18 protein-coding genes and 1 pseudogene are annotated in these 20,443 nt (G+C 67.5%); 11 read left to right on the top strand and 8 right to left on the bottom strand.

Annotation, left to right across the window (positions count from 1 at the left end):
• Positions 1–47: 47 nt before the first annotated feature.
• Together VMT40_RS37930 and VMT40_RS37925 are read left to right on the top strand one after the other, a co-directional pair.
• Complete coding sequence (locus tag VMT40_RS37930; protein WP_326364500.1) at positions 48–722, top strand: TetR/AcrR family transcriptional regulator; 675 nt, start codon at positions 48–50, stop codon at positions 720–722.
• Between the two features lie 88 nt (positions 723–810).
• Positions 811–1,038 (top strand): ribbon-helix-helix protein, CopG family, encoded by a 228-nt coding sequence (locus VMT40_RS37925; RefSeq protein ID WP_326364499.1) that lies wholly within the window; start codon positions 811–813, stop codon positions 1,036–1,038.
• Here VMT40_RS37925 and VMT40_RS37920 read toward each other — a convergent pair.
• Positions 1,011–1,961, bottom strand: a complete 951-nt coding sequence (locus VMT40_RS37920) for a LysR family transcriptional regulator (RefSeq protein ID WP_326364498.1) — start codon at positions 1,959–1,961, stop codon at positions 1,011–1,013. The two genes, VMT40_RS37925 and VMT40_RS37920, sit on opposite strands and share 28 nt — an antisense overlap.
• 69 nt (positions 1,962–2,030) lie before the next feature.
• On the opposite strand from VMT40_RS37920, the pseudogene VMT40_RS37915 reads away from it, so the two are divergent.
• A pseudogene (locus VMT40_RS37915) lies at positions 2,031–3,317 on the top strand (MFS transporter); the annotation flags it as partial.
• A 39-nt stretch (positions 3,318–3,356) separates the two neighbouring features.
• Here the strand turns inward: VMT40_RS37915 and VMT40_RS37910 are convergent.
• The 4 genes from VMT40_RS37910 to VMT40_RS37895 all read right to left on the bottom strand — a co-directional run bounded on the left by VMT40_RS37910 (position 3,357) and on the right by VMT40_RS37895 (position 8,947).
• Positions 3,357–5,705, bottom strand: a complete 2,349-nt coding sequence (locus VMT40_RS37910) for an MMPL family transporter (RefSeq protein WP_326364497.1) — start codon at positions 5,703–5,705, stop codon at positions 3,357–3,359.
• Positions 5,706–5,805: 100 nt separating this feature from the next.
• Complete coding sequence (fahA, locus tag VMT40_RS37905; RefSeq protein WP_326364496.1) at positions 5,806–6,984, bottom strand: fumarylacetoacetase; 1,179 nt, start codon at positions 6,982–6,984, stop codon at positions 5,806–5,808.
• 36 nt (positions 6,985–7,020) lie between these two features.
• The gene (locus tag VMT40_RS37900; RefSeq protein ID WP_326364605.1) at positions 7,021–8,226 is read right to left on the bottom strand and encodes a homogentisate 1,2-dioxygenase; all 1,206 of its coding nucleotides are present in this window, start codon (positions 8,224–8,226) and stop codon (positions 7,021–7,023) included.
• Between the two features lie 94 nt (positions 8,227–8,320).
• A complete protein-coding gene (locus VMT40_RS37895) occupies positions 8,321–8,947 on the bottom strand; it encodes a TetR/AcrR family transcriptional regulator (RefSeq protein WP_326364495.1) in 627 nt (208 codons plus the stop codon).
• A 157-nt stretch (positions 8,948–9,104) separates the two neighbouring features.
• Between VMT40_RS37895 and VMT40_RS37890 the strand changes: the two genes are divergently transcribed.
• The 4 genes from VMT40_RS37890 (at position 9,105) to VMT40_RS37875 (ending at position 14,777) form a co-directional block, all read left to right on the top strand.
• Positions 9,105–11,024 (top strand): acyl-CoA dehydrogenase family protein, encoded by a 1,920-nt coding sequence (locus VMT40_RS37890; RefSeq protein ID WP_326364494.1) that lies wholly within the window; start codon positions 9,105–9,107, stop codon positions 11,022–11,024.
• 70 nt (positions 11,025–11,094) lie between these two features.
• Entirely contained in the window at positions 11,095–12,048 is a 954-nt protein-coding gene (locus VMT40_RS37885) for an oxygenase MpaB family protein (RefSeq protein WP_326364493.1), read from the top strand.
• A gap of 155 nt (positions 12,049–12,203) precedes the next feature.
• Entirely contained in the window at positions 12,204–14,030 is a 1,827-nt protein-coding gene (locus VMT40_RS37880; protein WP_326364492.1) for an acyl-CoA dehydrogenase, read from the top strand.
• 108 nt (positions 14,031–14,138) lie between these two features.
• Positions 14,139–14,777 (top strand): hypothetical protein, encoded by a 639-nt coding sequence (locus VMT40_RS37875; RefSeq protein WP_326364604.1) that lies wholly within the window; start codon positions 14,139–14,141, stop codon positions 14,775–14,777.
• Positions 14,778–14,801: 24 nt separating this feature from the next.
• Here VMT40_RS37875 and VMT40_RS37870 read toward each other — a convergent pair whose 3' ends face one another.
• The 3 genes from VMT40_RS37870 to VMT40_RS37860 are packed head-to-tail and all read right to left on the bottom strand — an operon-like array spanning position 14,802 to position 17,243.
• Complete coding sequence (locus VMT40_RS37870) at positions 14,802–15,617, bottom strand: exodeoxyribonuclease III (protein WP_326364491.1); 816 nt, start codon at positions 15,615–15,617, stop codon at positions 14,802–14,804.
• 41 nt (positions 15,618–15,658) lie between these two features.
• Entirely contained in the window at positions 15,659–16,609 is a 951-nt protein-coding gene (locus VMT40_RS37865; protein WP_326364490.1) for an N-acetylglutamate synthase, CG3035 family, read from the bottom strand.
• A gap of 7 nt (positions 16,610–16,616) precedes the next feature.
• Positions 16,617–17,243: a peptide deformylase gene (locus VMT40_RS37860; RefSeq protein WP_326364489.1), complete on the bottom strand. Its 627-nt coding sequence runs from the start codon at positions 17,241–17,243 to the stop codon at positions 16,617–16,619.
• A 183-nt stretch (positions 17,244–17,426) separates the two neighbouring features.
• On the opposite strand from VMT40_RS37860, the gene VMT40_RS37855 reads away from it, so the two are divergent.
• The 4 genes from VMT40_RS37855 to VMT40_RS37840 all read left to right on the top strand — a co-directional run bounded on the left by VMT40_RS37855 (position 17,427) and on the right by VMT40_RS37840 (position 20,344).
• Positions 17,427–17,789, top strand: coding sequence for a DUF3263 domain-containing protein (locus tag VMT40_RS37855; RefSeq protein WP_326364488.1), 363 nt, complete (start codon positions 17,427–17,429; stop codon positions 17,787–17,789).
• Between the two features lie 17 nt (positions 17,790–17,806).
• Positions 17,807–18,382 carry a LytR C-terminal domain-containing protein gene (locus VMT40_RS37850; RefSeq protein WP_326364487.1) on the top strand — a complete coding sequence of 192 codons (576 nt, stop codon included), beginning with the start codon at positions 17,807–17,809 and terminating at the stop codon, positions 18,380–18,382.
• A 126-nt stretch (positions 18,383–18,508) separates the two neighbouring features.
• Positions 18,509–19,177 carry a superoxide dismutase[Cu-Zn] gene (sodC, locus tag VMT40_RS37845; RefSeq protein WP_326364486.1) on the top strand — a complete coding sequence of 223 codons (669 nt, stop codon included), beginning with the start codon at positions 18,509–18,511 and terminating at the stop codon, positions 19,175–19,177.
• An 18-nt stretch (positions 19,178–19,195) separates the two neighbouring features.
• The gene (locus VMT40_RS37840; RefSeq protein WP_326364485.1) at positions 19,196–20,344 is read left to right on the top strand and encodes a glutamate--cysteine ligase; all 1,149 of its coding nucleotides are present in this window, start codon (positions 19,196–19,198) and stop codon (positions 20,342–20,344) included.
• Positions 20,345–20,443: the final 99 nt, after the last annotated feature.

Raw genomic sequence — 20,443 nt, 5'->3', positions numbered from 1 at the left:
TTACCAACAAGATGTCTTTCTGAAATTGCCTTGGCTATCGTCTAGGCATGTCCCGCAGCAAATCTGCCGCGCCGACCGACCGGACCCCCGTACGGCGTCGCATCCGCGGCCTGGACGCCGACGAGCGCAGCGCCCAGCGCCGCCGTCAACTGCTGTCCGCCGCCACCGAACTCTTTGCCCGGCAAAGCTATTCACTGACCTCGATCGAACAGATCTGCCAGCACGCCTACGTCGGCACCAAGGGCTTCTACGATCACTTCGAGAGCAAGGAAGCCTGCTACACCGCCCTGCTCGCCCAGATCAGTACCGGTATCCAGCAACGCGTCGCCGAGGTCGCCGCCGAGACCGCGGATCAGGACTGGCCGACCCGCCGCGCGGCCGTGGTCGCCGCCTTCGTCCACGCCATCGCCGACGACCCCCGACTGGCCAAGGTGACCTTCGGCGAGGCGGGCGGCATTTCCCCCGCCGTCGAGGCCCAGCGCCGCAGCAACCGCCGCTGGTCCGCCGAATTCCTGAAACACCAATGGCTCCAGGACGATCCACGCGAACACCCCGGCATGCTGCCCCTGGCCCTCGCCACCATCGGCGGCATGTTCGAACTAGTCGCCGACTGGCTACACCACCACGACGACGGCGGCGCCCCGGACTCGGTCGAAACCCTCGTCGCCGACCTGAACCACTTCGTCGCCGTCGTCGACGCTGGCCGCGCCGCCACCCGCTGAGCGGTCCGCCCTCAGTCGCGCGACCGGGCGGCGAGCGTGATTTCGCACCGGGTCGGATAAATCATCCGATGTCGAGCAGGATGCATTGATGGCCAAGACGAAGGTATCGATCACCATCGACGATTCGGTTGCCGCTGACGCGGATGCCGCAGCCGAGGCTGCCGGTCTCAACCGCTCCGAATACATGGAGCGGGCGGTGCGGGAGGCCAACCTACGGGCGGCACTGCAGCACTACAAGACCCTCACTGTCCCCACTTTCGGAATCGACGAATACGCCCAGCGCATCTATCAACTCAATCGGGAAGTGGGCCTGTGATCCAGGGCGGCGAGCATGATCTCGCGGAGAGTGTCGCGGAGCCAGATGTGGGCGGGGTCGGCGTCATTGCGGGGGTGCCAGGCCAAAGCGTAAGGGAGCGGCGGGGTTTCGAGCGGTAGGTCGAAGGTGGTCAGACCGAGTCGTTCGGCCAGGCTGCGGGCGCAGGCGGGGATGTTGCCGATCAGATCGCTGTCGGTCAGGAAGAACAGCGAAGTGGGGAAGTCCGCGACGCTGGCGACGACGGTGCGGTGGAATCCCCGCTCGGCCAGTGCGGTATCGATCGGTCCGGTGAGGCGGCCCCGGCGGGACGCCGAGAGGTGGCGGGCTCGCGCGTAATCCTCGATGCGAATCGTGTTGTCGCGCAAGGCCGGATGCCCGCGCCGCGCCACCCCGATCATGTGGTCCGAGTGCACCGGCCGGATGTGGAGTTCGGGTGCGCGTGAGTCGATGATGCCGATTTCCAGGTCGGCCACGCCGTCCCGCAGCAACGGGAGATCGACGTGACTCTCCGGCACGAAGCGCAGTGAGATGCCGGGTGCCTCGGCCGCGGCCCGCTGCAGCAGGGCCGGGCCGTAGACGGCGGGTAGGGCGTAGTGGGCGAGCACCGTGAGGTCGCGGGTCACCGTGCGCAGATCGGTGGTGCGGGCCGAGGTGAACAGGCGCTGCACGCGCTCGATCAGTTCGCGCACCTCCGGTTCGATGGCCTGGGCGTGCGGAGTCGGCGTCATGACGCGGCCCGCGCGGACCAGGATCGGATCGTCGAGGGTGCGACGAATCCGGCCGAGAGCGCGGCTGACCGCCGGTTCGGACAGATGCAGGCGCGCGGCCGCGCCCGTCACACTGCGCTCGATGAGCAGGGCGTCCAGCACGACCAGCAGGTTCAGGTCCATGCCGCGCAACTCGCTGGATTGCGTCTGGTGCATGTATCAGATGATAAAGATGCATTTGAGTAATTTCATGGACGCCTTTAGCGTTGAAACCGTTCCGTCCGGATGGTGACGGAATTCCAATTCCCCATTGCCGTTTGGAGTACATCCATGTCCACGGTCGTGTCCGAAGCAACGGTCACCGATACCCCCGTCTCCGGGCCGCCACGCGCGGTCCTGCTCGCCCTGTGTGCCTGCGTCATGGTGGCCCAGGGCATGGTGGCCGCCATCAACCTGTCGATTCCGCTGCTGGCCGCGTCGTCGTTGCAGCCGAGTTCGTCGGAGCTGCTGTGGGCGGTGGACGCCTATGTGATCGTGTTCGCCGCCCTGCTCATTCCGGCTGGAGCGCTCGGTGACCGGCACGGCCGCAAGGGCGCGCTGTTGGCGGGGCTCGGGCTGTTCACGGCGGGCGCGCTCACCAGCGCCCTGGCCGCGCATCCGATCGAGCTCATTGCCGGGCGCGCGGTGTCCGGCGCGGGTGCCGCGCTCATCGTGCCCGCGACCATGTCGATCCTGGTGCAGCTGTCCCCGGACGCCCGGACCCGGGCCAGCGCGCTCGCCGCCTGGACGCTGTCGCTGGGTCTCGGTGGGGCCCTGGGCAATATCGGTGGTGGCTTGCTGCAGCAGTATCTGCCGTGGCAGGCGTTGTTCTGGGTGATGGTCCCCGCCGGACTTGCACTGCTGATCGCGGTGGCGGTCGTGACGCCGAAAACCCCACGCCGCGAGGCGAATCAGGATCTGCCCGGCGCGCTGCTGCTCATGGCCGGATCGACGGCGCTGCTCTACGGCATTATCGAGGGCCCCTCGCACGGCTGGGGCGCGCCGGAGGTGCTGGCCGGATTCGGGCTCGGCGCGATCCTGATCGCGGTGTTGGGCTGGCATTCGCTGCGCTCCCCACATCCGCTCATCGACCCGCGCGTGTTCCGGTCCCGGTCACTGTCCGTGGCCGTCTTGGGCACGGCCACCACGTTTTTCGGGCTGTTCGCCCTGTTCTTCGTGAACTCGCAGTACCTGCAGTACGTGAAGGGCTTCTCGGCGGCGCAGGCGGGTCTGGCCATCGTGCCGCTCACCCTCGGCATGATCCTGGTGCCGCGCTGGGCCGTCCGGCTGGAAGCCACCCTGGGGCCGCGGATTCCGGCCGCGGGCGGGCTGGCCGTCATCGGCGCGGGCCTGCTGCTGGTCGCCACCGCGGATGCCGACACCCCGTATCCGCTGTACGCGGTCTACCTGGTGCTGCTGTCGTTCGGTATGGGTTTCGCCGCCCCGGTGCTCACCACCGGCGTCATGGCCAATCTGCCCGCCGACCGGGCCGGGATGGGTGCCGGATTGAATTCCGCCGCAAGGGAATTCGGGGCAGCCATCGGTGTCGCGGTGATCGGCACGCTGATGGCCTCACGCACGGGGGACGGTGCCCACCATCCGGCCGCCTTCGCCGACGGTATGGGTCTCGGTCTCGGTGTCATCGGCGGGCTGGTACTGCTCGCCGCCGGGGTGGTCGCCCTCGGTTACCGTCGCTGAAGGCTCCGGGGGCGACTCCTCGAAACCGATCCGCTTGTGCAGTGCCGCAAGCGGTTTCGGGGACCACCAGTTGCCGGTGGACATCAGGCGCATGAGGGCCGGGGCCAGGAGACCGCGGATGATGGTTGCGTCGGATACGACGGCCAGCGCCAGGCCGATTCCGAACAGCTTCATGGGTGCGACCTCGGAGGTGGCCACCGCCAGCAGGACCACGGCCATCAAACCCGCTGCGGCGGTGAAGATTCGGCCGGTGCGGGCCACGCCGAGGGCGACCGAGCGGGTGTTGGCGGCGCGGCCGCGGTCGGAGGCCAGCCACTCCTCGCGGATGCGGGACAGCAGGAATACCTCGTAGTCCATGGACATGCCGAAGGCCAGGCAGAACATGAGGATCGGCATGAACAGGTCGATGTTGCCGGTGGCGGTGAAACGCAGGAAGCCGGACAGGTGGCCCTGCTCGAAGATCCAGATCATCGCGCCGAAGGTGGCGGTGAGGGAGAGCATGTTCAGCAGCAGCGCCTTCACCGGGAGCACCACGCTGCCGGTGAACAGGAACAGCAGGATCAGGGTGATGACGGCGATCAGCGCGCCCGCCAAGGGAAGTCGGCTGATCACCGAGTCCATGGTGTCCTCGTTCAACGCGGCCGCGCCGCCGAAGAGGACATCGCCGGGCGCGTCCACCGCACGCAACTGCGACAGTTGCCGCTTGCCCTCGGCGGAGTAGGGCGCGACCCTGGTCCCGACCGACAGATAGGTTCCGCCGGGTCCCGCCATCTGCGGGATTCCGGCCGCCATCTTGGTGCCGTTCGCGTAGACGCCGTCGCTCGACAGCACCGCCGGAACCCCGGGCACCCGCGACAGCGCGGCGGCGTACGCGCCGATTTCCCTGCTGTCGCCGTGGAATCCGGGCAGGACCACCACGGCGCTCGACGCCATATCGGCCGAGAAGTCGTGCCGCAGCGCGTCACCCACCTGACGGCTGGACGCGAAGGTACCGATCACCCGGTCGTCGGGCGTCCCGAAATGCGCCTTCAGGAATGGCGATCCGAGGCCCAGCAGCACCGCTGCGGCGATCACGGCGACCGGCAGTGCCCGCCGCATCACCCGGGTGACCAGTCGGTACCAGAAGGTGTCCTCGGGCCGCTTCGGCGCGAGAGCCGTGCGTCCGGCCAGGCGGCGCAAAGGCTTTCGCAGGTCCCAGGCGTTCACGCGGTCCCCGAGCAGCATGAGGGCGGCGGGCAGCAGGAGGACCGATGCGCCGACCGCGGCCGCCACGACGGCCACGCCCGCGTACGCGAAGGACTTGAAGAAGGGCTGCGGGAACACCGCCAGCGCGGCCAGTGCGAGCGCCACCGTCAATCCGGAGAAGACGACCGTGCGCCCCGCCGTCCGCACCGAACGCAGGATGGCCGAACGGGTATCGCGCCCCGCGGCCAACTCCTCGCGATACCGGCTGACAATGAACAGGCTGTAGTCGATGGCCAGGGCCAGCCCCAGGGCGCTGGTCATATTGAGCGCGAAGATCGACACCTGCATGACCGTGGTCAGCCCGCGCAGAATCCCCAGCGTGGCGGCAATCGCGAAGAGCCCCACCCCGATCGGCAGCGCCGCCGCGATCACACTGCCGAACACCAGCACCAGCAGCAGCCCCGACACCGGCACCGCGATGGCCTCGGCCAGCACCAGATCCTTCTCGACCTGGTGATTGATGTCGGCGAAGGTTCCGGCCATGCCGCCGACCCGCACCCGCACGCCGTCGCGATCGCCATTGAACTGGTTGGACAGATCGGCCGCGCGGTTCTGCACATCGGTATCGGTGCCGGTCACGGTGGCCATGATCAGTCCACGCTGGCCGTCCTTGCTCTTCAGTGCGGCAGCCAGATCGGGCCGGGCCGTCGCGCTGGTCCAATACGACTGCACGCCGGTAATATTCGGATTCCGGCCGAGCTCGTCGGTAATGCGCTGCGCCTCCGCGCGCACCTGCGGAGCATTGACGCCGCCGTCACCGCTCACCATGACGATGAGGTTCGGATTGCCGCCGGGAAAGTTCTCGGTGATGAAGTCGTTGGCGCGCACCGACTCCAGCGAGCCGGTCAGATACCCGCCGCCGACCATGTGGGATTTCGCGGTGGCCCCGAAGCCACCGCAGACGAGCATCAGCAGCAGTGCGGCCACCAACACGGCGCGGGGACGCGTCATGGCGAACCGGGCAAGATTGGTCAACACGACGCCACCTCCGAGGTCTCCCGACGCTCGGAACCGTAGCGTTCCTGATCTACCGCTCGGTAGGGTCAGTGATGACGCTCATGTCGATACTGTCCAGCTATCAAATGGCTTTCACGGCACGGCCGCGCACCTCACCCAGGCTCAGGCGGCCGCCGCCGACGGCGGGTGCGGTGGCGGTGATCGTCACCTCGTCGCCGTCGTTGAGGAAGGTGCGCTGCACCCCGTTGAGCTCGAGGGGTTCGGTGCCGCCCCACGTGATTTCCATGAGCGATCCCCGCTCGCCGCGGTCCGCGCCCGAAATGGTGCCGGACGCGAACAGATCACCGGTGCGGGTGGACGCCCCGTTCACCGTCATGTGCGCGAGCATCTGCGCCGGAGACCAGTACATGCGCCGATACGGGGGAGTGGAGACGACCTGCCCGTTCCACTCGACACTCAGCGTGATGTCGAGCCCCCAGGCCGCCGTGTCCCGCAGATACGGCAGCGGTTCGGGATGCTGTGCGGGCAGCGGAATGCGCGCGGCGGCCAAGGCGTCGAGCGGAGTGACCCACGCCGACAGGGTGGTTGCGAAGGACTTGCCGAGGAACGGGCCCAGCGGTTGCCCCTCCCACGCCTGAATGTCCCGCGCCGACCAGTCGTTGACCAGCGCCACCCCGAAGACGTGCTCGGCGAACTCGCCGGTCTCGATCGGGCGGCCCAGCTCCGACCCCGCGCCCACGATGAAACCCAGCTCGGCCTCGATGTCCAGCCGTCGGCTCGGCCCGAAATCCGGTGTGCCGGAATCGGTCTTGCGCTGGCCGTGCGGCCGGACGATATCGGTGCCCGACACCACCACCGTGCCCGAGCGCCCGTGATACCCCACCGGCAGATGCCGCCAATTCGGCAGCAGCGGTTCGGCATTGGGCCGCAGCATGCGCCCCAGCGCGGTGGCGTGGTCGAGGCTGGCGTAGAAGTCCACGTAGTCGCCGATCTCCACCGGCAGATCCAGCCGCACCGCCCGCACGTCGTGCACGGCCGCCGCGGGCAGCTCGGATTCGGCGGCCGCGCGCACCCGCTCGCGCACCTCCCGCCAGCACTGTGGACCCTGCGTCATGAAGGCGTTCAGGCTGGGCTGGTGGAACATCGGATCGTCCAGCGCCACCGCCAGATCGATGACCGAATCACCCAGCCGCGCACCCACCCGCGGCTCCTCGCCCAGCGGACGGAACACGCAGTACGGCAAATGCGTGGGGCCGAACCCGGAACCCTCGGGCACCTCGATACGCACGCGACTGCTCATCTCCCCGTTCACCTTCCCCGTCACCCACCCATCCACTCAAATCCACTGACTCGGCCCGCGACCCGACCAGGTCCACGCGTAACCGGGATCCTCGCACGCCAACGCACCCTCACCGAGCTGCAGCGGGTGGAAGGTGTCCACCATGACCGCCAGCTCGTCGAAGAACTCGATGCCGATGCTCCGCTCGTAGGCCCCCGGCTGCGGCCCGTGCGCGTACCCGCCCGGATGCACCGACACCGAACCCTGTCCGATCCCGGATCCCTTGCGCGCCTCGTAGTTTCCGCCGCAGTAGAACATGATCTCGTCGGAGTCCACGTTCGAGTGGTAGTAGGGCACCGGGATCGACAGCGGGTGATAGTCCACCTTGCGCGGCACGAAATTGCAGACCACGAAGTTCTGCCCCTCGAACGCCTGGTGCGCGGGCGGCGGCTGATGCACGCGCCCGGTAATGGGTTCGAAGTCGGCGATATCGAAGGTGAACGGGTACAGGCAGCCGTCCCAGCCCACCACGTCGAAGGGGTGCGTCGCGTAAACCATGCTGGTGCCGACGATCTCACCGGCGGGGCGATGCTTGACCAGCACCTCGACATTCTCGCCCTCGCCCGCCACGAGTTCGGTCGGACCGTGCAGGTCCCGTTCGCAATAGGGTGAATGCTCCAGGAACTGACCGTATTTCGAGAGATACCGCTTGGGTGGCGTGATGTGGCCGGAGCCCTCGATCACGTACGCGCGCAGGGGTTCCGGGCCGTCGGGAATCCAGCGGTGGGTGGTGGCGCGGGGTAGCAGCACCTGATGCCCCTGCCGCACCGACAGCGACCCGAAGACGGTTTCCACCCGCCCCGAACCGGATTCGATATAGACCAGCTCGTCCCCGATCGCATTGCGGTACAGCGCCGATTCCCGCAGCGCCGCCACGTACGAGATGCGCACGTCGGCATTGCCGAGCAGCAGCCGCCGCCCGGTCACCACATCGCTGTCGGACGGCTTGTCGCCCAGGAAGAGTTCGTGCAGTTTCAAATGCCGGTGTCGCAGTGGGTGATTCGGGTACAGCCGCTGCTCGGGGAGCACCCACACCGACGAATCCACAATGGCCGGAGGCAGACTCCGGTGATAGAGCAGCGAGGAGTCGCCGGAGAAGCCCTCTTCTCCCATCAGCTCTTCGTAATAGAGCCGACCCTGCGCATCCCGATGCTGGGTGTGCCGCTTGGGCGGCACCGAACCGAGTTGCCGATAGAACGTCATTGCCGTCTCCCGCATTGACCGATGGTCCCTTTCCCATCGTAGCCATCGGATTGCGGGCGGGACCCCGGTTCGGGCAGGTGTGCTCGAGCTTGGCTCAGGCGTGCCGCAGGGCCCGGTAGACGGCCGCTCCGACGAACTCGCCCAACGTGTCCGGAGTCCATTCACCCGGATCGGTCAGCAGTGTTCGGACCGCGCCCTCGCCCGCCGAGACCCACAGTTCGACGAGTGCCGAGAGTTTGCGCTCCGCGTCCTCGGTGCCCCAGGCCCGCAGGGTCGGCCGCAAGCGGCGGGTGCAGCGCTCCACGGCGAGCAGTCGGCCCTTGCCGAACGAATCCGCCACGGCCGGATCGGGATTGCCGTAGAGCAGCCGCCAGCTGTCGGGTCGCGTGGACACGGTGTGCAGCAGCGCGCGGAAGCCCTCCACGAAGACGGCCTCGTCGGCCTCCACCCGGCGGCGCGGCAGCACGTCCAGGATGCCCGCGATCAGGTACTCCTCCTCGCGGCGAATCAGGGCCTCGAGCAACTCCACCCGATCGGTGAAGCAGGCGTAGACGACCGGGCGCGTCACCTTCATGCGGTCGGCCACCGCGGCGATTGTCACCGCGGCGATGCCGTCGGCGACGGCGATCTCCAGCGCGGTGTCGAGGACCTGCGGGCGGCGGCGTTCGGGACCCAGGTGCCGCGCGCGCTCGCGGGGTCGCGTCGCCGATTCGGTGCCCATGCGCACCGAGGGTAGCAGTGCCCGCGAGGGCGGGAACGGCAGGTCGGATGGGTTTCCATGATCGTTTCATTCATTCGTGTAGAAAAATGCTACATTCACGAAGGAAAGCATCCGGAGGAGCTGCGGACTCCTCCCCGGCCGGAGGAGACGGAGCCCGATGAGCCAGCGCCTGTTCAACCCGAAGACCTGCGACTTCGCCGAATTCGACACCGAGACCCGGCGGCTGCTGCGCGCCACCGTCGACTACTTCGAAGCCTGCGGCAAGGTCCGGTTGCTCGCCGAGAGCCGGGATCGGGTCTGGTACGCGGACTTCCTGGACTTCATCAAGCGCGAGCGCGTCTTCGCGACCTTCCTGACCCCGGCCGCGCAGGCGGGCGGCGACCCGAACAAGCGCTGGGACACCGCGCGCATCGCCATGATGAGCAAGATCCTCGGGTTCTACGGAATGCAGTACTGGTACGTGTGGCAGGTGACGATCCTGGGCCTCGGCCCGATCTGGCAGAGCCCCAACACCGAGGCCAAGGCCCGCGCGGCCGCCCTGCTCGAATCCGGTGAGATCTTCGCGTTCGGGCTCTCGGAGAAGGAACACGGCGCGGACATCTACTCCACCGACATGGTGCTCGAGCCGAAACCCGGCGGCGGCTACACCGCCACCGGCGGCAAGCACTACATCGGCAATGGCAATCTCGCGGGCATGGTGTCGGTCTTCGGCCGCCGCGCCGACCGGCCGATCATCGACTCCTCGGACTTCCTGCGGAAGATGACCGACGAGGAGTACTCCGGCTACCTGTTCTTCGCCGCCGACTCCCGGCACAAGAACTACAAGCTGCGCAAGAACGTGGTCGACTCCCAGATGTATGTCGCCGCTTTCGATCTCGACCAGTACCCGGTCGCCGAGTCCGACATTCTGCACACCGGTCGGGCCGCCTTCGACGCCGCCATGAACACGGTGAACGTCGGCAAGTTCAACCTCGGCTTCGGTGCGGTGGGCGCGTGCGAGCACGCCATGTTCGAGGCGGTCACCCACGCCCACGAGCGAATCCTGTTCGGGCACCGCGTGACCGAGTTCCCGCAGGTGAAATCGCTGCTCGCGGACAGCTACGCGCGCCTGATCGGCATGAAGCTCTACAGCGAGCGGGCCATCGACTACATGCGCTCGGCGAACGAGAACGACCGGCGCTACCTGCTGTTCAACGCCATCGAGAAGATGTCGGTCACCCGGCACGGCCAAAAGCTCTACGAGGACCTCGCCGACGTCATCGCCGCGCGCGGCTTCGAGAACGACATGTACTTCCCCATGGCCATGGTCGGCATGTTCGGCCTGCCGCGCCTCGAGGGCACGGTGCACGTGAACATGGCGCTGTCGCTGAAGTTCATGCCCAACTTCATGTTCCATCCGGCCGACGCCGGGCTGGCCGCCCTGCGCTACCTGCCCGGCGCGGGCGTCGCACCCAAGGGCGCGGTGCGCACGGTCGCGGGCGCGCTGAGCTGGACCAGTCGTCGCGCCACCGGTCCGGCGGCCAAGGCGGTTCCGGCGCTGCGGTCCGAATTCGCCCGCGCCGCACACGCTCCCGTGCCCACCCGCCGCGATGCCGCCGATGACGAGTTCCTGTTTCGGCAGGGGCCGAGCAGCGGTTTGGGCAAGGTCCGCTTCGGCGATTGGCGGCCGGTCTTCGAAAAGTTCGCGCGCATCCCGAATGTCGCGGTCTTCCTCGATCAGGCCCTGGCCTTCCAGGCGCTGCTGGCCGCCGCCACCCCGACCGCCGCGCAGCAGCAGGACGTCGACTTCCTCTTCGCCCTCGGCGAGCTGTTCACCACCCTCCCGTACGCCCAGCTCATCCTCGAGCAGGCCGAGATCGCCGGAGCCGACGAGGCGGTCCTGGACCAACTCTTCGACCTGTTCGTCCGCGAGTTCTCCCGCCACGCCCTGACTTTGCACACCAAGCCCACCGCCACCAAGGCCCAACAGGTCCGAGCCCTCGATCTGGTCCGCCGACCGATCGCCGACCCGACCCGCTTCGAGGCAGTGTTGACGCAGGTCACAGCGCTGGCGGGTGTGTACGAGATGAACCCCTGAACCCAAATGCTACATTCGTGAATGAATAGGCTTCCGGCCTAGCCATCGACACTGCAAAGGAGCAGAAACGATGACGGCAGTGACCGAACGTCCGCAATTCGACGCGCCTGCCCGCACCATCCGCGAGGTCGACTACGGCTTCTTCGGACCAGGCTCGCCGACCTGGAAGGTCTGGACCGCACCCACCGCGCTCATCGGATTCCAGCGCGCGGTCACCCTCGAGCACTTCGATCCGGATCTGACCGCCGCGGTCGCCGATGTCGGTGGCATCTACAGCGATCCGCGCGGGCGGCTCGACCACACCTTCGCGTACTTCCTGATCGCCGCGGTGGCCGACAGCCGCATGGCCATCGAGGCGTCCGAACACCTCATGCAGGTGCACGCCAAGGCCACCGGGATCGAGCCGATCACCGGAAAGCGCTACAGCGCCAACAATCCCGACTCGCAGCTGTGGATCCACGTCACCGGCTGGCACTCGGTGCTCAAGTGCTACGAGATGTACGGCCCGGGCCCGCTGAGTCCGGAGGAAGAGGCGCAGTACTGGCGGGAGTGCGTCATCGCCGCCGAACTGCAGACCTGCAAGCCGTCCGATGTCCCCACCTCCCGCGCCGAGGTCCGCGAGTACTTCGAGCGGGTGCGCCCCCGCCTGTGCAGCTCCGAACGCGCCCGCCGCGGCATGCACTACCTGCTGTTCACGCCGTCGGAGAAGGGCGTGAAGCTCTGGGCCGGGAGCCGTTTGGTGGCCCCGGCCGCCATTGCCACGCTGCCGAGGTGGATGCGCGAGACCGGCGGTTTCGACCAGCCGGGCCTGCTCGACGCGGCCTATCCGCCCGCGGTGCGCCTGGCCATGAAGACCCTGCGGAACGACCGGCTCGAGCTGAAGGTCGCCAAGCACTTCATCGGCACGATGACCGGTCGCCTGCTCGAGGAACATATGCGAGCCGGGGTTCCGGTGAATCCGGTCACCGTCACTCCGCAGCAGGCCAAGCAGCTGTACGGCCGTAGTTCCCGCTCGAGCGCATAACGGCACGGTTAACTTTTCGGGATGGGGCCCGGTCGATCCGGTCATTTCGGATGAAGAGACGTACCTACGCTTGCGTAACGGTACGGGCGTACGGCAACCTGCGCTTGATCTCCAACATCGCTTGATCGATTACCTATGCCCGAGGAGGCCCTTCCGTGTCCCACTACAAGGCGAACCTACGAGACATCGAGTTCAACTTGTTCGAGGTACTGGGAATCGGCGAGCTGCTGGACAAGGGCGCCTACGGTGACCTGGACGCCGACACCGCGCGCGAGATGCTCGCCGAGGCCAAGCGCCTCGCGGAGGGGCCGATCGCGGAGTCGTTCGTCGACGCCGACCGCAACCCGGTCGAGTTCATTCCGGATCAGCACACCATCACCGTCCCCGAATCGCTGAAGAAGACCGTGGCCGCCGTCAACGAGGCGGGCTACTCGGGTCTGGGCATGTCCGAGGAGATGGGCGGCGTGCCCGCGCCGAACGCGCTGATCTGGGGCATCCAGGAAATGCTGGTGGCCGCCAACAACTCGGCCTCCTTCTTCAATATGGGTCCGCTCATGCACAAGGTGCTCTTCGAGGAGGGCACCGATCAGCAGAAGAAGTGGGCCACCCACGCGTGGGAAAACCGTTGGGGCGGCACCATGGTGCTCACCGAGCCCGACGCCGGTTCCGACGTCGGCATGGGCCGCACCAAGGCCATCGAGCAGGCCGACGGCACCTGGCACATCGAGGGCGTGAAGCGCTTCATCTCCGGCGGCGACGTGGGCGACACCGCCGACAACATCTTCCACCTGGTGCTGGCCCGCCCCGAGGGCGCGGGACCGGGTACCAAGGGCCTGTCGCTGTTCGTGGTGCCGCGCTTCCTGTTCGACACCGAGACAATGGAACTCGGCGCGAAGAACGGCGCGTTGGTCACCGGCGTCGAGCACAAGATGGGCATCAAGTCCTCGCCGACCTGTGAGATCACCTTCGGCGGCGACATTCCGGCCGTGGGTTACCTGGTCGGCGGGGTCCACAATGGCATCGCGCAGATGTTCAAGGTCATCGAGAACGCGCGAATGATGGTGGGCACCAAGGCCACCGGCGCGCTGTCCACCGGCTACCTCAACGCCCTCGAGTACGCCAAGCAGCGCGTGCAGGGCGCGGATCTGACCCAGATGACCGACAAGAGCGCGCCGCGCGTCACCATCACCCACCACCCGGACGTGCGCCGCTCGCTGGCCACCCAGAAGGCGTACGCCGAGGGCCTGCGCGCGCTGTACATGTTCTGCGCCTCCTACCAGAACGCCGATGTGGCGCAGGCCAATTACGGTGTGGACGCCGAGCTGGCCGAGCGGGTCAACGACCTGCTGCTGCCGATCGTCAAGGGCTGCGGCTCGGACCGGGCCTACGAGAGCCTGACCGAATCGCTGCAGACCCTGGGCGGTTCGGGCTACCTGCAGGACTACCCGATCGAGCAGTACATTCGCGACTGCAAGATCGACTCGCTCTACGAGGGCACCACCGCCATCCAGGCGCAGGACTTCTTCTTCCGCAAGATCATTCGCGACAAGGGCGTGGCGCTCGGGCACGTCGCGGGCCTGATCCAGAAGTTCGTCGACGGCGGCCCGGACCAGTTCAAGGTCGAGCGCGGGCTGCTCGGCGCGGCACTGGCCGACGTGCAGGCCATGGCGGCCGCGCTGACCGGCTACCTGATGGCCTCGCAGCAGCAGACCGACGAGATCTACAAGGTCGGCCTCGGCTCGGTCCGATTCCTCTACGCCGTGGGCGATCTCGTCATCGCCTGGCGACTGCTCGAGCAGGCCGCCATCGCGCAGGCGGCGCTGGACGCGGGCGCGGACGCCAAGGACAAGAACTTCTACACCGGCAAGGTCGGCGTGGCGTCGTGGTTCGCGAAGAACAAGCTCCCCCTGATCAGCGGCGTGCGTTCCGTCGTCGAGAACATCGACAACGACATCATGAAGCTGGACGAAGCGGCTTTCTGATTCTCACCGCGTGTCCCTTCGGCGAGTCATACGGGCTCGCCGGGGGGACACGCACATTTCGTTTGTGACCTGCGGTGAACTGTCGTGCCCGCGGGGTACAACTACCGCATGGTCTTCCCGGTTAGCTTCGGCTGGATCCAGATTCTGCTGCTGGTGCTCGCCATCGCGGCAATCGGATTGCTGATCACGGCTGTTTTCAAGGCGCGCAAGGTCGGCTGGCGAGTGCTGGCCGGGCGTGGCGCGGGTGCGATCGGGCTGGTGCTCGTCGCCGTGGTGATCCTCTGGATCACCACGCTGCTGCAGACGTTCCTCGGCCTCACCGGCGAGGTGAAGGCCGCCCACATCGAGGCCAAACCCATTGCCGGGCAAGAACACATGATGGACGTGGATCTGACCCTCTACGGCGACAAGGACCACGCCGACAAGCACGAGACCTACAAGGTCGAGGGCGACATGTGGGTACTGCAGGCCAATATCGTGGAACTCGAGCCGTGGGTCAACGCGCTCGGCTTCAACTCCGGCTACAAGGTGACGCGCCTCTACGGCCAGCGCCTGGACGGCATCGCCACCAAGCAGAACCAGATCTTCCTCAACGGCAGCGACCAGGACTTCTTCCAGGACATGAAGAATCAGTCCTGGTACACAAAGCCTTTCGTGCGCTCGGCCTACGGCAACGCGGTCATCGCCACGGCCGGAAACTACGACGTCTTCATCTCCCGCGACGCCATCAAGACCCGACCGGTCTAGCCGCATCGGTCCGCGAGATCCGCGTCAGTCGGCGAGATCGGCCACGACCGGGGCGTGATCGCTGGCGCCCTTGCCCTTTCGCTCCTCGCGGTCCACGTTCGCCTCGGTGACGCGGGCCGCCAGGGCGGGGGAGGCGAGGATGAAGTCGATGCGCATGCCCTCCTTGCGGGGGAAGCGCAGCTGGGTGTAGTCCCAGTAGGTGTAGACGCCGGGGCCGGGGTGGAAGGGGCGCATCACATCGGTGAAGCCCGCCTCGTTGATCGCCTCGAAGGCGTCGCGCTCGCGGTCGGAGACGTGGGTCTTGCCCTGGAAGAACTCCGGCGACCAGACATCCAGGTCGGTCGGTGCGATATTCCAGTCGCCGACCAGCGCGATCTGCGCGTCCGGATCCTCCGCGAGCCACTTGCTGCCCGCGGCCCGCAGCGCCGCAAGCCATTCCAGCTTGTAGGTGTAGTGCGGGTCGTCCAGTGCGCGGCCGTTGGGCACGTACAGGCTCCACACCCGCACCCCGCCGCAGGTCGCCCCGAGCGCGCGGGCCTCCACCACCGGCGCGCTCAAGAGCGACGCACCGGCGTCCTTGTCGAATCCGGGCTGATCCGGGAATCCGATCTCCACCTCCGCGAGCCCCACCCGCGAGGCGATGGCCACCCCGTTCCACTGGCTGACGCCAAGGTGCGCGACCTCGTACCCGGCGGCCTCGAAGGCCTCGAACGGGAACTGCTCGTCCTTGCACTTGGTCTCCTGCATGGCGAGCACGTCGATATCGGCGCGGTCCAGCCACGCCAGCACCCGATCCTGCCGGGTGCGAATCGAATTCACGTTCCAGGTGGCGATGCGCATGGGGGTGGCGGACCTTTCAGCAATAGTCTTCGAAAGCGAAATCAGGGCGCGGCGTACCGGTAGCCGTGGTGCTCCAGGAAACCCATCTCCTGATACAACGCCAGCGCCGCGTCATTGTCATCCGACACCTGCACGTACGCGTGCGTGGCCCCGCGCGCCTGCCCCCAGCGGATCATCTCCGCGCACACCAGCGTGCCCAGTCCGTGTCGCCGATGCCCGGCCGCCACCGCCACGCAGGTCAGCCCGACCCACTGGCGGCCGTCCGGGGCCGTGGTCACCGCGGCCCGGCCGATGGCCAGCGGCGTCGGCAAACCCAGTGTGGCGAAGGCGACTTCGCCGTCGCGCACCGCGGTGAGCACCTCCACCACCGGCGTGGACCCGACATCGGTGTCCCCGCCGCGATGCCGGTGCATGGACAGCCACGCCCCGTCCGGTTCCGGGGTGAACCGCACCATCGACGGGCCCTGCGGCAACATGAGATTCGCGATATCGACGGCCAGCACCCGGGTTTCGTTCCAGCTGCGCCACTGCGCGGGGGCCGTGGCCAGCCGATCGGGCAGCTGCAACACCATGGGCAGGCCGTGCGCGGTGTACCACTCGCCGATGCGGTGCAGGGTCTCGGCGTTCATCAGCGCCGGTCCGTCCGTACCGCCCAGCGGCACCGCGGAATTCGCGCGATTGGTGTAGCCGTTCCCGGCGCGCAGCAGCCAGCCGTCCACCCAGGACCGGTGCAGGCCCGGCCAGGCGTCGGCCGCCGCCGACTCCAGGGAACGGATCTCGCTGGTCCGAATGGGCCTGGGCCCCACCGGCTTCCAGGCCACCACCTGATCCCAGGCGATGGAGACCACCTGGCCGTCGGCGGTGCGCACGGTCAGGGGGTCGGTCGCGGTGAGCTCACCGATCACATCCGTCAGCGGTTGCGGATATCCCGCGGGCAGGCGATAGCGAACCACGACCCGCTTGCCGATCGGCGGGAGTTCGGATTCGGTCATGGGCGAATCAGTCGTCGTCCTCGTCGACGTCGTCGTGCCCGAACGGATCCGGGACGGTGCCCGGCACCCAGCTCAAACCCGGCTTGCCCCAGCCGTTTCGCTTGATGGCCTTCTTGGCGGCGCGGGCATTGCGGCCCACCAGCACATCCACGTAGAGGTAGCCGTCGAGGTGGCCGGTCTCGTGCTGCAGCATGCGGGCGAAGAAGCCGCGGCCCTCGATCTCGACCGGCTCGCCCTTCTCGTCGGTGCCGGTCACCTTGGCCCAGTCGGCGCGGCCGGTGGGGAACTGCTCGCCGGGCACCGACAGGCAGCCCTCTTCGTCATCGTCGGGATCCGGCATGGTTTCCGGGATCTCGGAGGTCGTCAGCACCGGATTGACCACGCAGCCGCGACGGCGCACCATCTTGCCGTCGGACACCTCGTCCGGGCAGTCGTAGACGAAAATCCGCGGGGAGAGCTCGTCCTCGGCCTTGATGATGACCTGATTGGCCGCTAAGCCGACACCGTGGGCGGCGTCCATGGTGTCGTACATGTCCGCGATCAGCTCGGCCAGCTCCTCCGGGGACTGCGTGACCGGGGTGGTCGCGCGGTGCAGAACCGGGTCGCCGACAATGCGAATCGGGAGAATAGCCATGCTGAGCAGCCTACTGGGTGGTTGCCGGGCTGCTCACGCTGGCCGTTCCCCATGCGACACGCCGGGGATGAGTCACCGAAACACGCCGAGCGGTACGCATCGGGAAGGTCCCGCCGCGTGGTTGAATGATCGGCGACGCACAAGCACCATATTCGTCTGGTGACCACTCGGCGAGGGAGCACTATGGACAGCGCAGCGGCACGAGACATCTCCGCAAGCGAGGACGGTATCCCCGCGGGCTCCGTCGGTATTCCGGACCATGGCCAGGCAGGTGTCGCCGACGAGGAAGGCGCGCACGGCCTTTCCCGCCGCGAACTCGACATTCTGGACTTCGAGCGCAAATGGTGGAAGTACGCGGGCGCCAAAGAGGAAGCCATCCGCGAGCTGTTCGACCTCTCGCCCACCCGCTACTACCAGGTGCTGAACTCCGTCGTCGACAAGCCCGAGGCGCTGGCCGCGGACCCCATGCTGGTCAAGCGGCTGCGCCGACTGCGTGCCAGCCGCCAGAAGACCAGGGCCGCACGCCGTCTCGGTTTTCAGGTATAACCCAGTAGGCTCGACGCGTGAGCACTCCGAATTCGCCGTCCGGCGGTCCGCCGCTGCGGGCCCTGGCGATGGTTCTGATCGCGCTGTCCATCGTGTTCGCGGGGATCGGCGCGATGTCGCTGTCGAGTTCGGACTCCTCCGGCGCGAGCTCGGAGTCGAGCTCGCAGGCCAGCAGCGCCGCGCCCACCACCACTGCGGCACAGCAGAATTCGACCCAGGTCACCACTCCGCCGGTCGCGCCGACCACCACCGCCGCGCTGCCGACCACCACCACGACACCGCCCGCACCCACCACCACCGCGGCCGCGGGCATCGACAAGACCGTTCCGGTACGGGTTTACAACAACGGCACCATCCCCGGGCTCGCCAAGAAGACCGGTGATCAACTCAGCGCCGAGGGTTACAACGTCACCGAGGTGGGGAACTACCCGAACGGTGTCATTCCGAAAACCACCGTGTACTACGGCAGTTCGCCCAAGGAGCAGGCGCTGGCCCAGGCCATCGCCGCCGAACTGGGCTGCTCGGCCGAACCCCGGTTCCCCGGCATCTCGGACTCGCCCACCGGCGTCATCGTCATCGTCACCGGCGGCTAGTCCCGACCAGAACACCCGGATGGCCCCTCCACGGGACACACACATGCCTCTGGCATCATCTTGTCCGGTACGAACTATGTCCACCCTGCTTTCCCGATAAACTCGGACTCGTAAAGGAGTTCCCCGATGGCCTCGTCCACAACTCGTCGCCCGTCCTGGTGGACTGTTGCTCCGGTGCTCGCGGTCGCGGCCCTCGGCCTCACCGCCTGCTCCAACAGCCAGGAATCGAGCGACGTCAAGGGGACGACCCCGGCGGTCTTCACCAGCTCGCCCGCCCCGGCCGGTACCTCGAGCGGTCTGGGTAATGCCGCGGAGCCGCGTGATTCGGTGTCGGCGACCCTCAAGGACTCGAACGGCCAGACCGTCGGCACCGCCACCTTCGCCAACGTCGGCGGCCACCTCGAGGTGGTCGTCGAGGCACACGGCCTCAAGCCCGGATTCCACGGCCTGCACCTGCACTCGGTCGGCAAGTGCGAGCCCAACTCCGTCGCGCCCTCGGGCGGCGCGCCCGGCGACTTCCTTTCCGCCGGTGGCCACCTGCAGGTCGGCGACGCCAACGCGCACCCGTCCAGCGGCGACCTGACCTCGCTCGAGGTGCTCAAGGACGGCACCGCCAAGCTGACCACCACCACCGACTCGGTGACCCTGGACGAGATCAAGGGCAAGGCCCTGATCATCCACAACGGGCCCGACAACTTCGGCAACATTCCCACCCGGTACGCGCCCGCGCCGGATCAGGAAACCCTCTCGACCGGCGACGCGGGCGCTCGGGTCGCCTGTGGCGTCGTGTCCTGAACCCACTCGAGGTGAGCCATGGCCGGGGTAGGCATTTCGAAGGTCCCCTTCAACTCATCGCCCCGGCCCACGCTCGGTGTGGAATGGGAGGTCGCGCTCGTCGACAAGCGCACGCGCGACCTGTCCAACACGGCCGCAGCCGTTTTCGAGGCCTGCGGTGATCTGCGCGCCTGGGACGGCACCCCGCAGATCACCAAGGAACTGCTGAAGAACACCGTCGAGCTGGTCTCCGGCAAGCACGACACCGTGGGCGAGGTGGTCGACGAGCTGCGTGCCACCCAGGACGCCGTGCGCCGCGCCGCCGACGAGGTCGGGGTCGACCTGTTCTGCGCGGGCACCCATCCGTTCGCGCAGTGGTCCACCCAACAGCTCACGCGCAGCGCGCATTACGACGAACTCATCGAGCGCACCCAGTGGTGGGGCCGCCAGATGCTCATCTGGGGCGTGCACGTGCACGTCGGAATCTCCCACCCGGACAAGGTCTTCCCGATCCTCAACGGGCTGCTGCCGTCCTACCCGCATCTGCTCGCGCTCTCGGCCTCCTCGCCCATGTGGGCGGGCGTGGACACCGGCTACGCCAGCAATCGGGCGCTCATGTTCCAGCAGCTGCCCACCGCCGGACTGCCCTTCCAGTTCGAAAACTGGAGCCAGTTCGAGGAATTCGTGCGCGACCAGACCAAAACCGGTGTGTTCGAACAACTCGGCGGCATGCACTGGGACATTCGGCCCGCGCCCAAGTGGGGCACCATCGAGGTCCGGGTCTGCGACGGCACCCCGACCAAGGCCGAACTGGCCGCCATCGTGGCGCTGATCCATTGCCTCATCGTGGATCTCGATCGGCGCGTGGAGTCCGGCGAAACCCTGCCCGCCATCCTGCCGCCCTGGCATGTGCAGGAAAACAAGTGGCGCGCAGCGCGATACGGGCTCGACGCCATCATCATCACCGATGCCGACAGCAACGAGCGGCTGGTCACCGACGATCTGATGGATCTGCTCAACCGGCTCGAACCGACCGCCAAGAGCCTCGGCTGCGAGAACGAACTGGCCCTGGTCGCCGACATTCCCAAGCGGGGCGCGTCGTATCAGCGGCAGCGTCGGGTGGCCGCGGCCGCCCAGGGCGATCTGGTCGCGGTCGTCGACTCGCTCGTCCAGGAACTCGAGCAATAGGATCGCGGACCGAGGCGAGCCCGCGAACAAAGGCGTCTTGCACGCTTGTGATTTCGGTTACGCCGATCTGCGTGCGCTGTACGCGTGGCCAGCGACGAT

The sequence above is a fragment of the Nocardia sp. CDC160 genome, assembly GCF_035818795.1.
GTDB lineage: Bacteria > Actinomycetota > Actinomycetes > Mycobacteriales > Mycobacteriaceae > Nocardia.
Note: the sequence above shows the minus strand (reverse complement) of the source record. Positions and strands in the feature narration are given on the sequence as shown.